This is a genomic window from Atopobium sp. (assembly GCF_034113385.1).
Lineage (GTDB): Bacteria > Actinomycetota > Coriobacteriia > Coriobacteriales > Atopobiaceae > Atopobium.
In genome coordinates this window covers 24,492-46,030 of record NZ_JAXEXL010000013.1, presented here as the reverse complement: position 1 = coordinate 46,030, position 21,539 = coordinate 24,492, and the positions used below count along the sequence as shown (strand labels likewise).

19 protein-coding genes and 2 tRNA genes are annotated in these 21,539 nt (G+C 42.8%); 16 read left to right on the top strand and 5 right to left on the bottom strand.

Annotated elements, in window-relative coordinates:
- Positions 1-7: 7 nt before the first annotated feature.
- Together rnpA and rpmH are read right to left on the bottom strand one after the other, a co-directional pair.
- Positions 8-322: a ribonuclease P protein component gene (gene rnpA, locus SPD80_RS03525; protein ID WP_320605448.1), complete on the bottom strand. Its 315-nt coding sequence runs from the start codon at positions 320-322 to the stop codon at positions 8-10.
- Between the two features lie 8 nt (positions 323-330).
- Positions 331-465, bottom strand: a complete 135-nt coding sequence (gene rpmH / locus SPD80_RS03520; RefSeq protein WP_002562937.1) for a 50S ribosomal protein L34 — start codon at positions 463-465, stop codon at positions 331-333.
- 335 nt (positions 466-800) lie between these two features.
- Between rpmH and SPD80_RS03515 the strand changes: the two genes are divergently transcribed.
- The 8 genes from SPD80_RS03515 to SPD80_RS03480 all read left to right on the top strand — a co-directional run bounded on the left by SPD80_RS03515 (position 801) and on the right by SPD80_RS03480 (position 12,301).
- Positions 801-1,727 carry an ATP-binding protein gene (locus SPD80_RS03515; protein WP_320828507.1) on the top strand — a complete coding sequence of 309 codons (927 nt, stop codon included), beginning with the start codon at positions 801-803 and terminating at the stop codon, positions 1,725-1,727.
- 85 nt (positions 1,728-1,812) lie between these two features.
- Complete coding sequence (locus SPD80_RS03510; RefSeq protein WP_320828505.1) at positions 1,813-3,414, top strand: DnaA ATPase domain-containing protein; 1,602 nt, start codon at positions 1,813-1,815, stop codon at positions 3,412-3,414.
- A 247-nt stretch (positions 3,415-3,661) separates the two neighbouring features.
- A complete protein-coding gene (gene dnaN / locus SPD80_RS03505) occupies positions 3,662-4,765 on the top strand; it encodes a DNA polymerase III subunit beta (RefSeq protein WP_320828504.1) in 1,104 nt (367 codons plus the stop codon).
- A 4-nt stretch (positions 4,766-4,769) separates the two neighbouring features.
- A complete protein-coding gene (recF, locus tag SPD80_RS03500) occupies positions 4,770-5,858 on the top strand; it encodes a DNA replication/repair protein RecF (RefSeq protein WP_320828503.1) in 1,089 nt (362 codons plus the stop codon).
- The gene (locus SPD80_RS03495) at positions 5,848-6,405 is read left to right on the top strand and encodes a hypothetical protein (RefSeq protein WP_320828502.1); all 558 of its coding nucleotides are present in this window, start codon (positions 5,848-5,850) and stop codon (positions 6,403-6,405) included. The genes recF and SPD80_RS03495 overlap by 11 nt, the downstream gene beginning before the upstream one ends.
- A gap of 199 nt (positions 6,406-6,604) precedes the next feature.
- Positions 6,605-8,557: a DNA topoisomerase (ATP-hydrolyzing) subunit B gene (gyrB, locus tag SPD80_RS03490; RefSeq protein ID WP_320828501.1), complete on the top strand. Its 1,953-nt coding sequence runs from the start codon at positions 6,605-6,607 to the stop codon at positions 8,555-8,557.
- A gap of 21 nt (positions 8,558-8,578) precedes the next feature.
- On the top strand, positions 8,579-11,395 hold the full coding sequence (gyrA, locus tag SPD80_RS03485) for a DNA gyrase subunit A (protein WP_320828500.1): 2,817 nt from the start codon (positions 8,579-8,581) through the stop codon (positions 11,393-11,395).
- Between the two features lie 99 nt (positions 11,396-11,494).
- Entirely contained in the window at positions 11,495-12,301 is an 807-nt protein-coding gene (locus SPD80_RS03480) for a DNA/RNA non-specific endonuclease (RefSeq protein WP_320828499.1), read from the top strand.
- A gap of 16 nt (positions 12,302-12,317) precedes the next feature.
- Here SPD80_RS03480 and SPD80_RS03475 read toward each other — a convergent pair whose 3' ends face one another.
- Positions 12,318-12,827, bottom strand: a complete 510-nt coding sequence (locus tag SPD80_RS03475) for a bifunctional nuclease family protein (RefSeq protein ID WP_320604423.1) — start codon at positions 12,825-12,827, stop codon at positions 12,318-12,320.
- 131 nt (positions 12,828-12,958) lie between these two features.
- Between SPD80_RS03475 and SPD80_RS03470 the strand changes: the two genes are divergently transcribed.
- Both SPD80_RS03470 and SPD80_RS03465 read left to right on the top strand, forming a co-directional pair.
- Positions 12,959-13,035, top strand: a tRNA-Ile gene (locus tag SPD80_RS03470).
- A 58-nt stretch (positions 13,036-13,093) separates the two neighbouring features.
- Positions 13,094-13,169 (top strand) — tRNA-Ala (locus tag SPD80_RS03465).
- Positions 13,170-13,317: 148 nt separating this feature from the next.
- Here SPD80_RS03465 and SPD80_RS03460 read toward each other — a convergent pair.
- Positions 13,318-14,211, bottom strand: a complete 894-nt coding sequence (locus SPD80_RS03460; protein ID WP_320828498.1) for a hypothetical protein — start codon at positions 14,209-14,211, stop codon at positions 13,318-13,320.
- A gap of 214 nt (positions 14,212-14,425) precedes the next feature.
- Between SPD80_RS03460 and SPD80_RS03455 the strand changes: the two genes are divergently transcribed.
- Positions 14,426-14,944 carry a hypothetical protein gene (locus SPD80_RS03455; RefSeq protein ID WP_320604419.1) on the top strand — a complete coding sequence of 173 codons (519 nt, stop codon included), beginning with the start codon at positions 14,426-14,428 and terminating at the stop codon, positions 14,942-14,944.
- Between the two features lie 85 nt (positions 14,945-15,029).
- Positions 15,030-15,266 (top strand): hypothetical protein, encoded by a 237-nt coding sequence (locus SPD80_RS03450; RefSeq protein WP_320604417.1) that lies wholly within the window; start codon positions 15,030-15,032, stop codon positions 15,264-15,266.
- Positions 15,267-15,334: 68 nt separating this feature from the next.
- On the opposite strand, the gene SPD80_RS03445 is transcribed toward SPD80_RS03450, so the two are convergent.
- Positions 15,335-18,136 (bottom strand): DEAD/DEAH box helicase family protein, encoded by a 2,802-nt coding sequence (locus tag SPD80_RS03445; RefSeq protein WP_320828497.1) that lies wholly within the window; start codon positions 18,134-18,136, stop codon positions 15,335-15,337.
- 183 nt (positions 18,137-18,319) lie between these two features.
- On the opposite strand from SPD80_RS03445, the gene SPD80_RS03440 reads away from it, so the two are divergent.
- The 4 genes from SPD80_RS03440 (at position 18,320) to SPD80_RS03425 (ending at position 21,522) form a co-directional block, all read left to right on the top strand.
- Positions 18,320-18,835 carry a hypothetical protein gene (locus tag SPD80_RS03440; RefSeq protein WP_320828496.1) on the top strand — a complete coding sequence of 172 codons (516 nt, stop codon included), beginning with the start codon at positions 18,320-18,322 and terminating at the stop codon, positions 18,833-18,835.
- Positions 18,836-18,840: 5 nt separating this feature from the next.
- Complete coding sequence (locus tag SPD80_RS03435; protein WP_320828495.1) at positions 18,841-19,572, top strand: GntR family transcriptional regulator; 732 nt, start codon at positions 18,841-18,843, stop codon at positions 19,570-19,572.
- Positions 19,565-20,305: a GntR family transcriptional regulator gene (locus SPD80_RS03430; RefSeq protein WP_320828493.1), complete on the top strand. Its 741-nt coding sequence runs from the start codon at positions 19,565-19,567 to the stop codon at positions 20,303-20,305. The genes SPD80_RS03435 and SPD80_RS03430 overlap by 8 nt, the downstream gene beginning before the upstream one ends.
- A gap of 155 nt (positions 20,306-20,460) precedes the next feature.
- Entirely contained in the window at positions 20,461-21,522 is a 1,062-nt protein-coding gene (locus SPD80_RS03425) for an SIS domain-containing protein (protein WP_320828492.1), read from the top strand.
- Positions 21,523-21,539: the final 17 nt, after the last annotated feature.

Here is a 21,539-nt window from a genome sequence, read left to right as displayed (position 1 = left end):
CTAACTCTTAAAATCTCTTATAAAGACAGGTAAGTGCCTCATCAAGCTCACGGGGAGACGCAGTAGCTGTTTTGTGCGTTGCAAAGAAAATCACAGAAAGACCGTCCCGAGGAATATCACTCCTGCGGGCGGCCTCTCGGAGAACGCGCTTACAACGATTACGAAAAACTGCATTGCCTAGTCTTTTAGCGGCTACGAATGCAATTTTTGTTGGAGCGCTTTGATCTTCTTTAACAAATGTAATGCGTACGAGTGAATGTGATGCACGCTTACCATTGGCGAAGACCCGCTCAAATTCCTGTTTGGATTTGATGGTCTCCATAAGATGCCTTAAACAGTGAGGCGCTTACGACCCTTAGCACGACGACGAGACAAAACGTCACGACCCGCCTTAGTGGCCATACGAGCACGGAAACCATGAGTCTTAGCGCGGCGGCGCTTATTTGGCTGATAAGTACGCTTCATTTTTTATTCCTCCTGGATTACAGGTTAATGAGTTTTTCTGTCAAGCCTTGAAATTGTAGGGAATACCACTACTTTCTGTCAATGTTCCCACTAATTTCATGATTTATGTAAATCTTCAGTCACACTCTATCATGAAATTTCATTAATACGAAAAGAAACTTTACTTACACATGAATACTTATCTAGTAACTGCTATTATCTTTCATGAGATTTCATGTACTTTCACGCATTTATCGACAAGTTTTTATCGAGTGTTGAAAACTTTTCTTCAACGTGAAAGTTATTTTTTGAAACTTTCAACAACGGCCGAAAGTTTGTTGATAAAGGAGTCATACATGGCACGGGATTTCTTTCCTTTTGTAGAGGAAGAAGCCAAAAAACCTCATAATTCACTTGCAGAAGATAGTGTAGTTTCCTATCCAGCACGTATTGCTATCTATGATGATCCTGCAGTTACACCCCGTGTTGTCGTGTTAGAACCAACCAATATTCGTGATTTTCTTTCATCGCTTACAGAAACCGTTACAAAGCTCTCACACGAGCAAGGCGGAACTATTCCGTTTACTATCATTCGTGAGATTGTAGAGAACTATATTCACGCAGCCTTTATTGAGCCTACCATTACTATTTTGGATAATGGCAATACCATCCGTTTTTGTGATCAGGGCCCTGGTATTAAAGAGAAGGACAAAGCACTTCAATTTGGTACCACATCTGCCACAGATTCCATGAAGCACTATATTCGTGGTGTTGGTTCTGGGTTGCCTATTGCACAACAATATATGATGGATAAAGGTGGTTCATTATCTATCCAAGACAACATCTCCTCTGGCACTATTGTGACAATTTCTACGCGTCCTGCAGGGGAGGAGTCTTTGCCTATTACCCCACGCGTTTCTTGTCAGCCCGCTTCTATACCAAACCTACCTGGAGATATTCAAAATCAGGCAGGTGGAGCTACAGGGGCAGGGGTGTTTGTACAAATAACTTCAGACCCCGCTAAAACAGCAACAGATACCACTACAGAGACATCGTCCACTAACATAAGTCTTAGTGCACGTGGAGAACAGATTTTGACGCTTTTCTTATCCAAATCAGAAGTTGGCGGCAAAGAACTTGCAGAGCGTTTTGGTGGATCTCAACCAACTTGGTCGCGTGAACTTAAGCTCTTGGACACGCTTGGTCTCACACATAAAACTGGACAAAAGCGCCAACTAACTGCCCTTGGTAAGACATATATACATTCACTTATCAAACAGTAAACAACGCAATAAAGAGTTTTCGACATTATTCGCATAGTCTCATATAATGAGTTTTCTACAATCCTAAACGACGGTTGGTGGGGTAATGGAAAACACAGTAGATTCCTATGCACAGGCACTGTGGAGTGATGTACTTGATTTAGCAACAAACATGGAAGAGCTTGGAGCATCTAAGCGAGCCATGTTAGAAAAGTGCGAACCCTGCTCGTTTACAGGTGACTCTATTTCTGTACTCGCGCCATCGCGTTTTATGAAACTCCAAATTGAAAAACTTACTCCACTTATCGAGAAATGCTTGGAGCAAGTAGCCTTTGAGCCCATTGCATTTGCAGTAGAAATCAACCTGAACGCAAAGCCTCAGATGAAAACCTCTTCTGTTATTTCTCAAACAGAATTACAAGTGTTGTCTCATCAAGATACTTTTAATAATGGCTTATTACCGCAACAAGCTACCCAAAGTATGACCACCCAAAATCAAACTGATTCTTTACAACCACACTACCATGCAGGTAGTGGAGGTGTAGTTCAACAAGCTGTACCCCAAGTGGTTTCACAAATACCGAGCATTGAACAACGTCGTGCAGCAAATCCGTTGATTGCAGAAGTAACAGAAAATGATTCTAAACTCACCTTTGATCGCTTTGTTGAAGGTGAAGAGAACATGCTGGCATTGCAGGCAGCTAAACAAGTGGCAGATGGTGTTAAAAACTACAATCCTCTTTTTATTTACGGACGAAGTGGATTGGGAAAAACACACCTTCTTAAAGCTATCCAAAACTACATCATACAAAATAAAATTAATAAACTTTGTGTCTACCGCGTAAGTCATGATTTTATTAGTGAATATGTCACCGCGATGAGCGATACGTCAGCAGAGGTAAAAGAGGCGTTTCGTAGAAACTACCGTGACATTGATATTCTCATCATCGATGACATCCAGTTCCTTAAAGGGCCTGGTAGTGTTGGTTTCTTCTTTGACTTGTTTAACTACCTTGTAGATCACGGTAAGCAAATAGTGCTTGCTGCAGATAAATCACCTGCAGAGTTGGGTTTGGGTAATCAAGACTTTGATGAACGTATTATTTCTCGTTTGGATTCTGGCTTTGCCTGTCCTATTCAAACCCCAGACTATGACCTTAAATTAGCTCTTATTAAGAACTTTTATAAGCGCGCCAAAGAAGATGCCGAGCGCGAGAAGCTCATGGGTTTTGAGGGAACTATTTCAGAAGAAAACCTCCACCTTATGGCAGACCGTGCAGGCACTAATATTCGTGTCATTGAAAGCTTCTGTCAAAGTTGCCTTTTAGAAGCAACTAAGTGTGAACGTGCAGGTAAAACACTTGAACGAGAAGACATTATTAAGCTCGCTACTCAGAAGTTTGGTACATCACAACGCGTGGTTACTATTGATCAAATCTTAAAAGTTGTCGAAGATGCGTATCATGTATCTCATTCTGATATTGTTGGTCAAACACGTAAAAAAGAAATTATGTTACCGCGGCAGATTGCCTGTTATCTTGCGCGTGAAATGACAGATAACACCTTAGAACAAATTGGAAAACATGTAGGCGGACGTAAGCATGCCACTATTTATTACAGTGTAAGTGAGACAGAAAAAGCCATTAAAGAATCGCGAGTTTTATACGATAGAGTCATGCAGCTTAAAGACATAATTCTAAACGACTAAAATAAGGGTGTTTAAAAGCTCTTAAAAGGTTTTAAAGCCGTGTTAGTAAGTGTTTGGTTTTTGTAAGATGAGTTTTCTACAATGTAAGAATCGTAAGGAGTGTAGAAAGATTTTTGATAGGTACTACCCAATCTTTTAGGCATTTACCAGCAAAAAGATTGAGATTTAAACGTTTCTACAAGCCTTATTATTACTAAGTTCTTTATGTATATATCTATACTATATACAAAATAGAAGGAGCGGATTCATGATTTTCTCGGTAAGTCAGTCTTCTTTGGCAAAGGCACTTTCTATTGTAAGTAAGGGTATGAGCTCTAATGCTACTCTACCTATTCTTACTGGAATTCATATCAATGCTGTAGATGGTATGTTAGAGCTACAGTCTACTGACCTTGCTATTTCCATCCGCTGTAAGATTCCTGCTCAGATAGATGCCCCTGGACAGACCGTTTTATCTGGCAAAACACTACTTAATATTGTAAAAAATCTTGATGGTGGTTCGGTACATTTTAATGCAACAAGTTCATCTTGTGTGATTACCTGTGGTTCTTCTACCTTTAACTTAATTGTTCTTAATCCTGTAGACTTCCCAGAGTTTCCTGAGTTTGTATTAGAACGATCTGTAGAGCTTCCTGCTACCTTACTCTCTACTATGGTAGATAAGGTTTATCGTGTAACTTCAAAAGATACTTCTCGTCCTGTGTTGTCTGGCGTCCTTATGACGGTTGAGAATAATGTTATTCGTTTAGTTGCTACCGACTCTTTCCGTTTGGCCGTGTGTGATACGAACGTAGAAACCTCAGCGCTTAATGACGGTTTTGAAATGATTATTCCTGGTACTGTTTTTCATGATGTCCTTACGATTCCATCAGAGAGTGAGATTATCTTAATTGGTAGTACGGACAGCCAGGTTGTTTTTGTATTTGGAGATACCACCTATGTATCCCGTCGTATTGAAGGCAACTTCCCTAACTATAAGCAATTATTACCTGCTTCAAATCAGACAAGTGTAAAGCTTATGTCATCTGAGCTTTCTGGTGCGCTTCGTCGTGTGAGCACTATTTCTGCTAATAATCCTAAGGTTTGTATGGATGTAAATACGGATGATGCAAGCATTAAGCTTTCTACTACTTCTCCCGATATGGGCGAGGCATCTGAAACGCTACCAGTAGAAGCAGAGGGTAGTTCTTTATCAATTGCTCTTAATTATCGTTATGTAGAAGATTGTGTTTCTGCTGCAGGCTCTGATGCTCAGCTTACGCTTGAATTACAAGACGCAATGAGACCTGCTGTTTTTAAGACCTGGGGCAAGATTAACTACTTGTATTTGCTTATGCCGGTAAGGATGTAGTTTTGTGTCGCTAGTAGCTCACGAACTTTCACTTATCAATTTTAGAAATGCCCAGGATAGAACTGTTATCCTGGGTGAAGGCACCACTATTCTTATTGGTCAAAATGCTACGGGTAAGACCAATACAATAGAGGCCTTACAACTTCTTACAACGGGGTCTTCTTTTAGGCATGCCCGTGCGTCTGAGTTACTTCTTCATGGAAAAGACCAGGGCCGTGCAGCAGTTCAGCTTAAAGGAGACGGTCGTGTTGTTGATGTTGAGTGTACGGTTACCGCGGCAAAAAAAACCTTTAAACGCAATGGTAAACCCTGTCGTGCTCAAGATCTTCTTGGCACCCTCATGTCAGTTTTGTTTTGTCCTGATGATTTAAGCATTATTAAGGGCTCTGCAAGTAATAGGCGCGCTGCTTTAGATAGTTTTGGATCGCAAGCACATAGGGGTTATGACACAATTTTGCGTACCTATCTTCGTACAATTGAGCAGCGTAATGCATTACTTAAGGATGTTTTTGTAGATACTCAGTTACTTACTGCATGGGATGAGTCTATTGCTTTAGGTGGCGCAACGCTCCTTACACATCGAGTGAGTTTGTTTAAACAACTAGTGCCTTATATTCAAGAAGCCTATGCAACTATTTCTGGTGGGGAAGTGTTGGATTGTACCTATCAAAGTACGCTCTCTAACAATATTACTCATCTATCCCGAGAAGAAGTACAACAACTATTTTATGATACGCTCCAGCAGACTCGTGAGGATGATATTCGCCGCCAACAAACTCAGCTAGGCCCTCATAGAGATGACCTTCTCTTTAGTATTAATGGAATAGATGCTCGAACCTATGGTTCACAAGGGCAACAGCGCTCTATTATCCTCGCGTGGAAAATGGCTGAGGTGCAGCTTGCTCAGCAGTTACTTGGCGAGAAACCCTTACTGCTGTTAGATGACGTTATGAGCGAGTTAGATGAGAACCGCCGCAAGGCTATGTTGTCATTTATTTCCCAAGGGATTCAAACTGTCATTACTACAACAAACACGTCGTACTTCTCGGCAGATTTATTAAAGCAAGCACAGGTGATTACCTATGGTGTATAAACGTCGTGATACAAAAATACATCCAGATATAACAAATCCTGATCAGAATCACATTGTCACTACTGGTGAGCTTATGGTGGGCTTACTTACTACAGATTTATCTGTTGGGTTGTCTGATACCCAAAAGGCATATCGTGCTTGGTTTGGAGCAAACGGCAAATTTGAACAAACACATACCTGCGGCATATTTTTAAAAGATATGGCTGCTCAAAATCGTTTGCCAATACTGTATGTTTATATAGATAATCCTGGTATTTTACAGGACTTTACTACTAACAAAGAGATTTATTTAGTCCGCTTAGCTCATTTTGGATTTGAAGTTTCGGATATTCAATTTAAGTTATCAAGGTATCCGAAACGCCACAAAGCAGACGATAGTGAAAAAAAGCAACTATCGCCTGAGGGTCCCTTACAAGAAGTAACGCAAGAACAAAAAAATAAAGCAAATGAGTTAACAAAACATCTTTCAGAACCACTAAAAACAAAGGTCTATGACGCGATAATTTCTTCAATGAGACGGCAAATGAGTAAGGATTCATTAGGTTAGGTAAACTACCGTTAAAACACGTCTGCGTGCGCCACAGAGCCATTTTTAAGTGTTCAAAATAAGCTTTTTTACACAGGTATAGGCAGATACATACAAAAATAGTAAAATTAACAATCAGTTGGATAGGTGTTTGTTTACTTATATACAACTTAGTATCTAAGCAATCAGACTTAGTTTGTCTTTGTAGAAGGGACGGGCAGTGGCAGCTCAAACGAAGAAGGAGAACTCCTACGACGCTGGAGAGATTCAAATTCTCGAAGGCCTTGAGGCAGTTCGTAAGCGTCCTGGTATGTATATTGGTACCACGTCTGCATCGGGACTCCATCACCTAGTATGGGAAATTGTTGATAACTCAGTAGATGAGGCCATGGCAGGCTTCTGTAAAAAGATTAAGGTTACCGTACATCCTGATAATTCTATTACGGTAGAAGATAATGGTCGTGGTATTCCGGTAGCCATGCATCCTAAAAAAAGAATCCCTACGCTTGAGGTTGTTCTTACTATTCTGCATGCAGGTGGTAAGTTTGATAATACTGCCTATAAGGTATCCGGCGGTCTTCACGGTGTAGGTGTTTCTGTTGTAAATGCTCTTTCTAAACGTCTTATTGCGCAGGTAAAACGAGACGGTTTTATCTACGAAATGGAGTTTGCACGTGGCAAAACCACTAAGAAGATGACTAAAGTCGGCAAGACTAAAGTTACTGGTACAACTATTACATTCTGGCCTGATGAAGAAATCTTTGAGACAACCACATATAACTTTGATACGCTCAACGATCGTTTACAAGAAACAGCGTTTCTTAATCGCAATCTTAAGATTACGCTTACAGATGAGCGTGAGCTTACACCTCGTACGGTTGAGTATTGCTATGCTGGCGGCATTGTAGACTTTGTTAAGTTCCTCAATGAAGGTAAAGAAATTCTACCAGGCCTCTCTAAGCCCATTTTTATTGAAGGTAAATCTGATTCTAGTGCTCCTGCGTCGCAAATGGGTGAGGTAGAGGTTGCCTTACAGTGGAATAAGGGCTTTTCAGAGCGTACGCTCTCCTTTGCAAATGATATTTTTACCGAGGAAGGCGGTATGCACCTTACTGGTTTCCGCAATGCCCTTACTAAGGTTATTAATGATTACGCCAAGAAAAACAGTATTCTTAAGGCAAAAGATCCTGAGCTTCAAGGCGATGACATTCGTGAGGGTATGACAGCAGTCATTTCCGTTAAACTGCCCGATCCTCAATTTGAAGGACAAACCAAAGCTAAGTTGGGTAGCTCTTATATGCGAACCCTTACCAACCGTGTAGTAGCAAATGGTTTAGCAGATTACCTAGAAGAGCATCCTAACCAAGCAAAGGAAATTTGTAAGAAAGCTGCTCAAGCAGCAAAGGGTCGCTTAGCAGCGCAAAAAGCTCGTCAGGCAACGCGAAAAACTCCGTTATTAGGTTCCTCTATGCCGGGTAAATTGGCAGACTGTTCAGTTAAAGATGCAGCTATGACAGAATTGTTTATCGTCGAGGGTGACTCCGCAGGTGGTTCTGCCAAGATGGCACGTGATCGTTCCATTCAGGCAGTATTACCTCTACGCGGAAAAATCCTTAATGTTGAGCGTGTTCAAGAGCATCGCGCACTTGATTCTGACACTATCAAATCCCTTATCACCGCAATTGGTACGGGGGTAGGAAAAGAGTTTAATATAGAAAAAGCGCGGTATCATAAGATTGTTATCATGACCGATGCTGATGTTGATGGTGCACATATCCGCATCTTGCTGCTTACCTTCTTTTATCGCTATATGAAACCCATGATTGATGCTGGCTATGTTTATGTTGCACAGCCACCTCTTTATCAAATCAAACCTAAGGGTCGCAAGAACGGAAAGTATATTTATACAGATGAAGAGCTTGCTCTTGAGGCTCGTCAGTTTGAAGATTCTTCTAAATATACGGTTCAGCGCTATAAGGGTTTGGGTGAGATGGACCCTGAGCAGCTATGGAGTACCACTATGGAGCCTAAAAATCGTATCCTTTTGCGTGTAACTATTGATGATGCTATGGCGGCAGATCGTGCGGTTTCTGACTTGATGGGTACACAGGTAGAGAAGCGCAAGGACTTTATTCAAACTCACGCACGTGACGTGCGCTTCCTAGATATTTAAGACATCTAAGAAAGGTATATCGTGGCAGACGATACAAACAATCACGACGATTTCCTCGACAACGATGTCGATATGGACAACGAGTTAGAAAACGACTTTGTTGATGAGGAAGAAGACGAATACGAAACCACTACGGACGAGCTTGATGAGTTGAATGAGTCTGATGAAGACCTCATAGATGCTGATGCCCTTGCTGAGCAAGGTGGCATTGGTGGCGGTGCTGGTCTTTCTCGTACTATTTCTGATGAAGCAGGGACTCGTATTTCTTTAGAAGATATTCATGGTGGTGCTATTAAGCCAACTGATATGGGCGAGGAAATGAAGCAATCGTTCCTTGAGTATTCCATGTCCGTTATTGTTGCTCGTGCACTACCTGATGTTCGTGACGGACTTAAGCCAGTTCATCGCCGTATTTTGTATGCAATGAATGAGGCAGGCATTACGCCTAACAAGCCTCATAAGAAGTCCGCATGGACCGTTGGTGAAGTAATGGGTAAGTACCATCCTCACGGCGATTCTGCAATTTATGAGTCTATGGTGCGTATGGCGCAAGACTTTTCCATGCGTTTCCCTCTGGTAGACGGCCATGGTAACTTTGGTTCTATTGACGGTGACCCTGCAGCAGCGATGCGTTATACAGAGTCTCGTCTGACGCGCGGCGCTATGGAACTTCTCGCTGGCCTTAACGAGAATACCGTGGATTCGCAACCAAACTACGATGAGTCTTTATCAGAGCCTGCGGTTTTGCCTGCTCGTTTCCCTAATCTTTTAGTAAATGGTTCTTCGGGTATTGCAGTTGGTATGGCCACAAACGTGCCTCCCCATAATCTGCGTGAGGTAGCTGCGGCTATCAACATGATGATTGATAATCCTGATGCAACGCTCGATGAGCTTATGACGGTGCTTCCTGGTCCCGACTTCCCAACAGGCGGCATCATCATGGGTACCGAGGGTATTCGTGAGGCGTATGAGACTGGCCGTGGTTCTATTACCATTCGCTCCAAGGTTCACGTAGAAAACATTGGTAAGAGCTCGCGTCAGCGTTTAGTCATTACAGAGATTCCTTATCAGGTAAACAAAGGCCTTCTTCAAGAGAAAATCGCTCAAGCGGTTAACGAGAAAAAAATCGAAGGCATTAGTGATCTGCGTGATGAGTCAAATCGTAAGGGCATGCGCATCGTACTTGATCTAAAGCAGGGCGCCGTTCCGCAGGTTGTTCTTAACAACCTGTATAAGCGCACTCAGCTGCAGGCAAACTTTGGTGTCATAGATATTGCCCTGGTAGATGGCGTTCCTCGCACGCTTTCTTTGCGTGAAATGCTGCATTACTACATCAAGCATCAAATTGATGTAGTAACTCGCCGTACAACCTATCGTTTGGATAAAGCTCGCAAACGTGTTCACATCCTCGAAGGCCTTCTTATTGCTGTCGATAATATCGACGAGATTGTCCATATCATTCGCTCTTCACATGATGATGCTGAGGCCAAGGCGCGTATGAATGAGCGTTTTGGTATTGATGACATTCAAGGCGAGGCAATCCTTCAGATGCGTTTGCGTCGCCTCACGGGTTTGGCTCGGGACGAACTTGCTATTCAAATTGAGGAGCTTCATAAGCAAATTGCATACTACGAGGATCTTCTCGCCCATGAAGAGAAGATTCTGGGAGTTATTAAGGACGAGCTGGGTGAGATTGTTGCTAAGTATGGTGATGATCGTCGTACCAAGATTTCCACGCAAGAAGCCGTTGACCTTGACGTTGAGGACCTTATCGCAGAAGAAGACATGGTTGTTACGGTAACTCGTACTGGCTATGTAAAGCGCCTACCTGTTGCTACCTATCGTTCACAAAAACGTGGAGGTAAGGGAGTTGCTGGTTTATCGCTCAAGGAAGATGACTTTGTAGAGCACCTCTTTGTGGCATCTACGCATGATTACGTGCTGTTTTTTACCAACCTTGGTAAGGTGTATCGTGTGAAGGTTCACGAGCTACCTATTGGTTCACGTACGGCGCGTGGTTCTGCAATTGTTAATATGCTGCCCTTAGCAGAAGGTGAGCACCTCAAGGCTGTTATCACCACACGTGACTTCCCAGCCGATGAATATCTCATGTTTGCTACAAGTAATGGCATGATCAAGAAAACGGCCATGAGTGCATATGACCGCACTCGCCACGATGGCATTATTGCCATTAACCTCAAGAATGGCGACGAGCTCATTGACGTGCGTCGAGTTAAACCAGGGTGCAAAGTAATTTTGGTTTCGACGGATGGCAAGGCAATTGTCTTTGAAGAGGACCAAACTCGCGCCATGGGTCGTGATACTTCTGGTGTTCGTGGCATTACCTTAAAGGGCACTGCCAAGGTATTGGGCATGGAGATTTCTAACGGTCAAGGTGACTTGTTTGTTATTACCGAGAAGGGCTATGGCAAACGTACTCCTATTTCTGAGTATCCCGTTCATAACCGTGGTGGTCAAGGCGTCTTTACCATCCAAATGACTGCTCGCAAGGGTGAATTAGCAGGCATGAAGGTTGTTGGTCCTCAACATGAGCTGGTAATTGTGTCTGAGGAAGGCATTCTTATTCGGGTAAAGGTTGGTGACATTAGCAAGCTTGGACGCTCCACGCAGGGTGTAAAGGTCATGAATGTCTCTGAGTCTGATCGTGTTACTGCGGTCGCTCGCATGATTGCCCAAAAAGCTACTGCTAAAAAGGTAGATGAGAACCAAACAGCACTTGATCTTCTTGCTGCTGGCGAGAAAAACACAAGCGAAGAAGCACCAATTGATATTGGTGATGATGAGCAGATTACCCCAGATTTGGATGATGAAGAGTAAATTGCTCGTAGTGTAGGTAAGGCGCGACTCATACGTGTGAGTCGCGCTTTTTTATAAGATAAAACGTCAGCAGTGCGTTTTGTTGTGATGGGAAAGTACATGGCACGTAAGAACTTTTTATCTAAAAGGAACCGCAAAACAACGGGGATTGTTGTTATTGCGCTTGTAATTAGTGCCTTATTCCCATCGTTTGCCCACCATGGGTTTGGTAGTCTATTTACTGTTTTTTCTCGCATTTTACCAGGACAAACTCAATCCGTAGGCGCAGGGGATTCATCTACAGGTCGTCAGCTGGGTTATACAAGTTGGAATGAGCAAGAAAGTCCAAACTATGTTCGTCTTATTGGCGCTTCTCATATCAATCAGGAGCTGGCGCAAGGTCAAGTTTTGTATTCTGGTCTTGATGCCTTAGGCCGCACGCGTGAAGTTCGTGCATGTATTACCTATCAGATGATGGAAGACGGCATGTCACGTGATCGCGAGCAAATGCCTAATCCCTCGGGATGGCCAAGCAAAAACCCCGAAGTACAAATTAAACTTTATAACAACTCTGTCTATAAAGGACGTATGTGGAATAGAAGTCATCTATTAGCAAAATCCTTAGGTGGCAAAGAGATTATAGAAAACTTAATAACAGGCACACGAATGCAAAACGTGGGAGCTAATGATGACCAAGGGGGAATGGCTCTGGTAGAAACTGCTATACGTACTTGGTTACAGGCAAACCCTTCTGGCACAGTACAGTTTGTAGCAACTCCCGTTTACGAAGGAGAAGAGCGTATTCCACGTTCGGTTATTGTAGACGTAAAAACTTCCGATGGTTTTATCGATGAAGAGGTGGAAGTCTATAACGCTGCAAAAGGGTATGAGATTAATTACTATACTGGGAAGGTGTTTGCACTGTAGGGCTAAGGCAGTAGGTTTAAGAAAAATCTTCTGGAGAAAGACCCTCAATAAAGCTGTGAAACTCAGCAAGCTCCTTATCCTGTTCATCCTTCTTTACCGCTTTAAAATCAGGATACGATGCTGTCATAAGCACCTCAGATTCAACAAAGATAGGTGCTTTAGTACGTACCGCTAACGCAACTGCGTCTGACGGACGACAATCAATAGCTTTACGCTCTTTATTGGCTGTAAGCAGATGAACTGATGCAAAAAACGTTGGTCCTTCTACTTTAGAGATAGTAACGCTGGTAACCGTAGCACCAAGTTGTGTGATAACAGCTTTAAGCAAATCATGTGTTAAGGGGCGTTGATGAGGAACGTTATCCACACCCATACCAATAGCACTTGCTTCCGTCATACCAATACGGATGGGAAGTTGTGTCTGAGCATAAGAACTTGAGTTATGACGAGGGCGAAGAGTGATGAGCGATGTAGCCGGTCCATTACCAACCACAATAGACTCAATATCCATCCGGACCATGCTCATGACTTCACCTCCACTCTTGTAGGCATCTGGTTAAAAGATGTGTGCTAGCTATGTTACCCAAAAACATTGTAAGAATACAAAAAATTATGTTGACCTTTTAAATCTACTGCCGTATTATGTTTTCTTGCGTTGGGCCCGTAGCTCAGTTGGTCAGAGCGTCCGGCTGATAACCGGGAGGTCACAAGTTCGAACCTTGTCGGGCCCACCAACACTTCGTCAATAGTCACCTTAGCGCTAGCCGAGTCGCCGCTAAGGTGATTATCGCCGGGGCCTTAGCTCAGCTGGGAGAGCGCGGGCTTTGCAAGCCTGAGGTCAGGGGTTCGATCCCCCTAGGCTCCACCAAGAATATGCAGCCGGAAGGTTTTAACCTTCCGGCTTTTCTTGTTATAGAGAGTTTTTACCGCTTCTTATCGTTCCTAAGAAATTTCTATACCTTCGCTTCTTCTAATTCTTTTTATCTATCGAGGTATTTTTTCTCATTCAAGTGTTCTTAATAAGCGGGAAAAGAAATATCTGACTGAAAAGAAATATCTGACTGATAAGCTTGAATATGGTTGAAGGCAACTTCATGCCAGTCATCAGAGAGGCTTCCATTCTCATTTAGGAAGAATGTAGAGTTCATATAACGTGTAATAATATATTCACTGGTTTTCTGATCAAATCCGTTACCTTGACTAAAATCGATACCTCTGCCAGTATTGCGAGCCATTACAGCTTCAAGAATAGGCAAAGTTAGCTCAGTAACAGGAATCTTCATATCAGGCGTATCAAAGAAGCCACCCTTCTCTTTGGTATAAATAAAAAGGTTATTTAAAGCTCCATTACCTACGCACTTAACTCTACGAACATCAGAAAGGTTTACTTGGTGCTTTCCTCCAACAAGAGCACCTCCTTTAAGCCTAATTTCTTTTTCCTTAAGAGTCCGCGCAAGCAGTATGTCAAGATTATCAATGTTGTCAGGAAATGCCGATGTTAATTTATTTTCTGCAAAGGCAATAAGGATAGACTTAGTTTCTAAAATGTTATGCCCATTAATAGTGGTATTGGGGCTTTCAAAAATATCTGTATCAATCTCTCCAATATCTTTTCCTGCAGCATCACGAAAAGTTACTGAATAGTGCCGATTTGAATTGCAATACCCAAGAAGAAAAATGGAACTGATTTCTGCAAAAGGTATGTCTAGAGATTGTTTTCCCTGTACTGTGTCGTAAGAAATTCTCTCATCAGTGATATGCAGCTGATACTTGCCTTGAGCAGTATAGGTAACTCCTGAATTTGTAAAAATGCGTATCATATTGATATGCCCCCCAACTGATATGTGTTTATTGCATTTCAAAAACGTATGCTTGTATCTTTTAAGAGATTCAAGCTTCTTAATTAGCATACTTGCTGTATGTATTTACATTGATTCGAGAATAGTATTCATGTTATTTTTCATAATTATGTAAGTTTTCTTTATCTAAACTAATAGATACGAGATTTTTTTCAAAAACTATATACTATTTTTCTAATAACAATCTGAAAGAAATGCGTTTATGTCAAAAGGCAGCTATACAAAATCGCATGATGCATGGCAACCACCAGATAAGGAGACGCAAATGGGATTCTTTGATGCTTTTAAATCTTTTAGGAAGCCTGTCGAGGTAGATCAAGCAAAAAGTGATGACACTAAAGCTCGTATGCGCACCTTTTTTGATTCACAGGTCGAAGAAGGGTCAAGCTATCAGATAGCGTATGGCTTCTCGGAAGATATACGTGGGGCAAATTTTGGATTTGGGCGTACGCTTTCATATCAATATCAAAACTTTATTCTGGGTTTTCGTAATTCAGATTCGAGGCTAGTACTTTTGGCAATCAGCCCTGATTTATCTGAGGCTGGAGAACCAATAAGCTACACGCCCGAATCAGTAAAGAAGACCAACTACATTGCTATGACTGGGCAGTATTATTTGCAATATGGTAGTTCCTTTAAAAAAGAGTTCTTTAATCTATTTGTGCCAAAAACGCTGGATGAAATTGTTTCTTTAGATTTTTACGATGAGGAAAGCTTCTTATATGTTGATCAAAGCCAGGAAGAAGCATCTTGGGCAGATTTTTGGCAAAACTTTAGTAAATAAGTGCTGTTAGGTAAGACGTTACCAGCTAAAACGTTAGCAAGTGACACAATAACTAAAAGCTCGTAGCTAGAGAGCGAGAATATAAATGACCAGTATGCTTCCCAATTACGTGTTGGCTACCATGTCTGTGGCATTTCTTGTCTTTTGTTTTGTGTGTCTTGTTGTACAAAAAGCAAAAGTATTGCCTGTGGGTGGCGGCATGTTTTCTCTTGTTCTGCAAATGACTATTGCAGCTATTATTTTTGTGATGTCAGTTTGGGGCATCATAACCAATACGCCCATACAAGAAATTCAGCATCTTATCGAGCGTTTAGCAGGATAAGGTTACAAGGATATAGAGGCAGCAGCTGTAGCGAGGTCTCTATACACAATGTAGAGATAGAGACCTCGCTATGAAAGCCCAAAAAAGTTTTGTACCTGCTGGCCGTTTAGGTTAACAAGCGCGTGTTCTCGACAACGCCACAGCGTTTCTCGTCCTTCTGGGTTTCTTGTATACACCGCTTGATAGGTGCCAAATGCTTTAAATGCATCAACGAGCAGTTCAACATCTTCTTTGCGCTTGGAGAGCGCATCAGGACAGGCAAAACTGTGGCGGTAGCGTTGCATTCCAAACAGACCAGCACGCCTTTGTTCGATAAGAACATACCGAGGATTATCAATAGGGGAGAGCATTTGTTTGCAAGCTTCAGCAAATACATGCTGGTCATGAAGGGAAGTTCCCTTAAGCGAGATGGTAAAGCAAGACTGTAGAGAATCAGAATCTACGTGAACTCTTCCTGTTGAACTAGAAAGAACTTCAGCCTGTATAAGAGCTTCATAAAGAGCCTTGCCCATGCGCTGTAAGCGTCGTTTTGGAGAGAATCTTTGCATAAGGTAGAGCGCAAGTTTTGTGAGTAAAAAGATTCCAATAATCTGTAGAACAACAAGGGTTCCCAAGATAAAGAAGTCGCCATCAAAAAAAGTAACCAAGCGTTTTGAATACATGCCTTCCAGTACAACAGCACCACAAAGCCAGTCAATACAGGCAATTGCTGCTAAAACAAAGCCATTAAGTAAAGTAAAGTTAGTCAATCCAATTGATGTGGGAACATCGGCTGTCTCACAAACTTCGCTAATGGTAGGCTTTATAGAGACATCTGTGATATTTTGCCATGCTGCTGCCACATCCAATCTATTGCACGCACGCTGTTCCATCTGATGATTTATTGTCTCTATATGAGATTCAGTAAACGGTGGTTGTACGATGCTTATGCGATCAATACCACTTTTTATGTATGAACCCTCATATGAAGGAGCAATAAAACAGTCAAATCGTCTTGTCAGGGTATTCCAATCTTGTCCAAGGATTGACTCATCGTGCGATAAATCTGTGCCATATAAGAGATTTAAAAGCTTTTGATCTTGATTAAAGGGAGGCTCCACGGTTACAAGATGCCAGATATTTGCACATTTATTAGGCTGTTTTGCATAGGTACGGATAGCACGCCCCCTCATTTGGTTAGAAAGCATGAAGCTACCTACAAACGAAGCAAGCACGAGGGTATTAACGCAAGGAGAATCCCATCCTTCTCCTAAAAGTGCTGTAGTCCCTACAAGGATTTGAATAAGACCCTGCTCAAGAGCTGTTGTTAGTATGCGAACGCACAGTTGGCTTTTACCAGAAAAGCATGCCCTTACATAGGGAACAGGGCCAGCATCCTTAAGAGGACTAAAAACAACGGTACACTTGTAGTGCGCTGCAATCTTGGTTATTTGAGCTTGTATTGTGGTGGGAACAATAATAAGTGAGCCGGTGAGAAGAGCCAGCCCTTGTGCTTCACCTACACTACGCCGTACCGCTTCAAAAATAGGGACTGCACCAATGTGCGTAAAGCCCGTATCACGCCCAATATGATTCGTTGTTTCAGCACGAATGTAATCAGTAAGAATTACCATGCGAAGTTCATCTTTTAGCTGAGATGACTCAAGTGTAGCAATGCGTTGAATGGATTGCATTTTTCCAATAGAGCCAGCAAGTGTGCGGCTTAGTTTTTGGTTGGCTAATAGGTTTACTTGCCTGCGTGTAATAAGTCCATGTTGGGCAAGGCATTTCTGTATAGCGCTAACAGTATCGCTTCCAAAAGAATTGGGGTTATCGAGAATAAACTGCAAGCCTTTTTCTGCGTCGGCTGGTGTATAGTGGCCAAGCCGTTTATGGGGAAATACTGCCTGCAACCACCACGTTGGAATCGTAATACCTAAATGATGAGCAAATCTAAAAAGTGAACGAAACTCCACCTCATGATCAAGAACAAACAGATACTTTTGGTCGTTTAATACCGCGTTATTCTCAGTACAGTTATTCTCAGCACAAACCATAGTGCTGATTGCTTTATCTATAAGTCCAGCATCTTTCAAACAAGCAAGCGCATCGTTTGCTTGCTGGCGATACCGCTGCGCCAGAAGTTTTTCGCTGGTAGTGGGATAGTTAAAGTAAATGTAATCCTGATGGGGGCATAAAGCTTTTTCTGCCACGAGCTCAGGAACAAAGATCTCTTCATCAATCTCGCCACATACATCGGTATAGCGCTTCCATTGGCTGGGTGTAGAGTCATAGGGTGGCGTGGCTGTGAGGGAGATAACAAACACTTTTCCTTTAAGAGCTTTAATAAAGGCCTCAAGTGCACGTTGCCACTCTGCACGCAGATGGTGGGCTTCATCAAGACAGATGGTGGTGATGCCGGCTTGTGTGACAGCGTCTAAAATATCAAAGTTAGTAAAATCCTCCGAACCATCTTCCTGGCTATCTTGCTGCAGGGGTTCATCCGCTTCATTTTTAGCTTGAGCGCTTTGATTTATGCTGGTAGAAGACTTTTTAACCCAAGCGGCATGTAACGATTGATAGGTAATAGAGGTTATGGTTTTGGGGCTCAACAAAGAGTATGAAATATAGTCATGCACCTGTGCACCCTCTGGAAGAAAGCCATCAGCAAAGCGCTCGCCCCACTGTTGTCGTATCGTAACAGATGGTGATAAAACAAGGGCAGGGCTTCCAAGGCGGCGTATCATTTCCAATCCGAGGATGGTTTTCCCACTACCAGGAGCAGCAACTATGTTAATCGTCCCATCTTTTTGGTATGAAGAGAAATTATCAAGAACCCGCTGTTGATACGAACGAAAAGGATGTTTATAACGCATATCACACAGGTGCATAGCATAAGCTCCTCTAAAAGGTAGGACGCAGTGCGCGCGGATGGTTGATTATGCGAGCGGATAATCAACCAAGTAATTAACCATTCTTATATAGTGTAAGTTTACACATCTGAGCGCTTGCATAAATTGGTATTTAATTTACAGTGATTTATATACCGTATCGTAAAACTAATGGATGTACGCATGGATAAACAATCAGACAGCATACAGCAGGTCTTTCATGCAACAAAAGTTCTTTATAAAGCACCGCTGTTTTCTTTTATTCCAACTATCCGTCAGGATGCTTGCCATCAGGCATGGTCAGTTCAGTTTCCTGCCCAGCAAGAAAAGGTGTTCTCGTACCGTGATATTGAGCAGTGTGCAGTGGTAGTAGATGAGGGAGAGGTACAACAAGCTGCTCATGAGCGCTCCCGCGGCATCATGAACTTTTTGCTTAATCCACAACGCCTTAATGAAGCAAACGCTCTTGCACATGATCAAGTAAAATCACTTGCTTTGGTAGTAGCACTCAAGAAGACGAATCAGCGGCTTGTTATTCCTTTTCTATCACGTATGACACATAAAAAATCCTATGCGTTTAAGCAGGCATATGCCGCCGCCAAAAAGCTCGAGAAAGAGTTTGATGCAATGATTGCAGTGGCGTCGGGTACGCCATTGGCGGGTGCACCATTAGATACAGTAGAGGATTCAAACGAGTAGTGCTTATGAATCGTATAGAGCAAACAATTACGCCATTTGAAGTTGCTTATGAAGGTATCATGGCTCTTATCAACAACCAAACGTTTAAGCCAAATGACCAGCTTCCAGCAGAGCGGGAGCTGTGTGCCATGTTGTCGGTATCACGCACAACGCTGCGCCGCGCGCTTGAGCAACTTCGCGCTAAACATGTAATAGAGAGCTTGCATGGCTCGGGCAATTATGTCTGTGCGCAGCATCCTACACTTATTATCGAAAGAGCAGATGGTTTTAGTGCCTCGGTAGAGGCCTGCGGAGAAAAGCCTACGAGCAAGGTTATTTTTCAAGACCTTGTATCTGCAGATGCAAAACTAGCGTATCGCTTTAAAGTGCCGGTGGGGACGCCCTTGTTTTGCTTGATACGCATTCGGTTACTATCTGGCAAACCGGCCATATATGAGAAAAGCTACACCAACCCGCAGATAATAGCGGGCGTTCAAGCGCATAACTATGAGCGGGAATCTTTGTTTACGTGCATTTATGGGCAGGTGGCGCGCAAAAATACAAGCAGCTATTCCAAGTTTACCGTGGCACGTCTTACACAAGAAGAAGCAGGATACTTGGGGGTAGAGCCAGATACCTTAGTGTTTTGTAATAGCAGCACACTCAAATCAAAATCTGGAGACGTGTTGGAACACTGTAAGTCTTTAACCCTTCCTAACTGTATTCGCTATGTAAGTCAGTGGGTGCATAATGACTAACCCAGAGAGCACGCCCTCAAAAAACAAAACCTCACAACTGCCTCTTTATTTGGCGATTCGTCAGCAAATTAGGGCTGACATTGCAGATGGCCTGTATGAAAAAGGTCTTGCCTTACCTTCAGAACATATGTTGGCAGAGCAATTTAACACTACGAGGCTTACAGTACGTAAAGCTATTGATAAGCTGGTAGAAGAGGGAATCGTTCTTCGCGTGCAGGGACGTGGTGTTTTTGTGGGCAATGATGGCCTTACAGCGCCTCCCATCATGCCCCGCGGCTTTCGTAAACAAAGCACTGACGAGAAAAGAATTGCTTCGGTACGTGTATTAGAACAACGCGTGCGCCCTGCAGGGCCATACTATGCCCAGGTGTTTAACCTCACGCCTAAGGATTTGGTTTGCTGTATTCGGCGCCTTAACTCGCTAGACGGTATTCCGCAAACCATAGAACAAACAGTGGTTCCTTGTAATTTATTTCCTGGTGTGGAGGAACTTGACCTCACGGTTTTCTCGCTATATGAGTTTTTTAGCATGCGTGGTCATGCGGTTGTGCATACCTATGAAACCATTGATCTTACAGAGCTAAGTGCTCGACAAGCGCAGCTCCTACAAGCCCAGGTATTAGAACCCGCCCTTACCTTAACGTGCAAGAGCTTTGATGCGGCAGGAACAATACTCGAAGTAGCCACCTCCGTATCCATCCGTGATGCTGCTGTGTTGACCGTTCGTGTCTAATCTATACCGAAAAGCGATAATTTAATACCACTTACGGTAAGAAGGTGCTTTGCCAAGATATTGCTTTAGGGCAGGGTGTACCGTGGTTCTCAGATTGGTATTTATTATATAGGTACTTGTATATGTCATATAACTCTGAGGTAAAGGAGCGTTCTATGGCAGAGACTGAAAAAATTGAAATCATGAACTTTGATCAAGCGGCATATCTTGCCGATGGTGCTGCCGTTGTAAAAGCTGGCAAAGAAATGATTGTCCTGGCAGATCGTATATATGATGAGGGCTTTGATGCACTTTTTCTTATGGGTGTTGGTGGCACGTGGGACGAGCTTATGCAGCTCGAGTACTTGATGAACAAGTATAGCGATAAGGACTTTGAGGTTCATTTAATTCATGCCGCGGAGTTTAATGTCTCTGGCCACAAGCGTATGACCAGCAACTCTGTTGTACTTACTGCATCTGAATCTGGTACAACTCCAGAAGTTCTAGAAGCAATTAACAAGCTCAATAAGATGGGTGTTCGCGTTGTTGCCATGACTGATGCACATAGCAAAATTGGTCAGGCAATTGGTGCACAAAACTGCGTGAAGATGGCAAGCGATCATGCACATGGTGGTTGTGAAATGGGCTACTACCTGGCGGATTGCTTTGGTTTTCGCATTCTTAATCGTCGCGGGTGCTTTGATAAGTTTGATAAGTTCATTGAGCAAACAAGCAACATTTGGCAAGATCTTATCGATATTCGCAAAGTCTTTGAGCCTAAGGCAGAAGCGCTAGCTCGTAAATATGCGCTGGCAGATTACACCATGTTTATTGGACAAGGAGCTTTGTGGGGCGAGACTATTTTGCTGGCCATGTGTTTACTAGAAGAGATGCAGTGGAAGCGCACGCGCTATATTACCTCGGCAGACTTTTTCCACGGTACGCTTGAGCTGGTAGAGCCTGGTGTTCCCGTGTTTTTGTTTAAGGGTTTGGACGAGTGCCGCGCTTTGGATAATCGTGTAGAAGCATTTTTAAAGAGCGGCCGTACTGGCGACGAAGATATTGTCGTTATTGACCTGGAAGAATTTGCAACTCCCAGCATTGATGATGAGTTTCGTGTCATTGTAAGCCCTTGGATTTTATCGTGCCTTATGGTTGACCGTCTTACCAGGTATTACGAGACAGTCACCAAGCATAACCTGAAGTATCGTCGGTATTATCACCAGTTTGATTATTAAAACAGTTCAACGCGGGT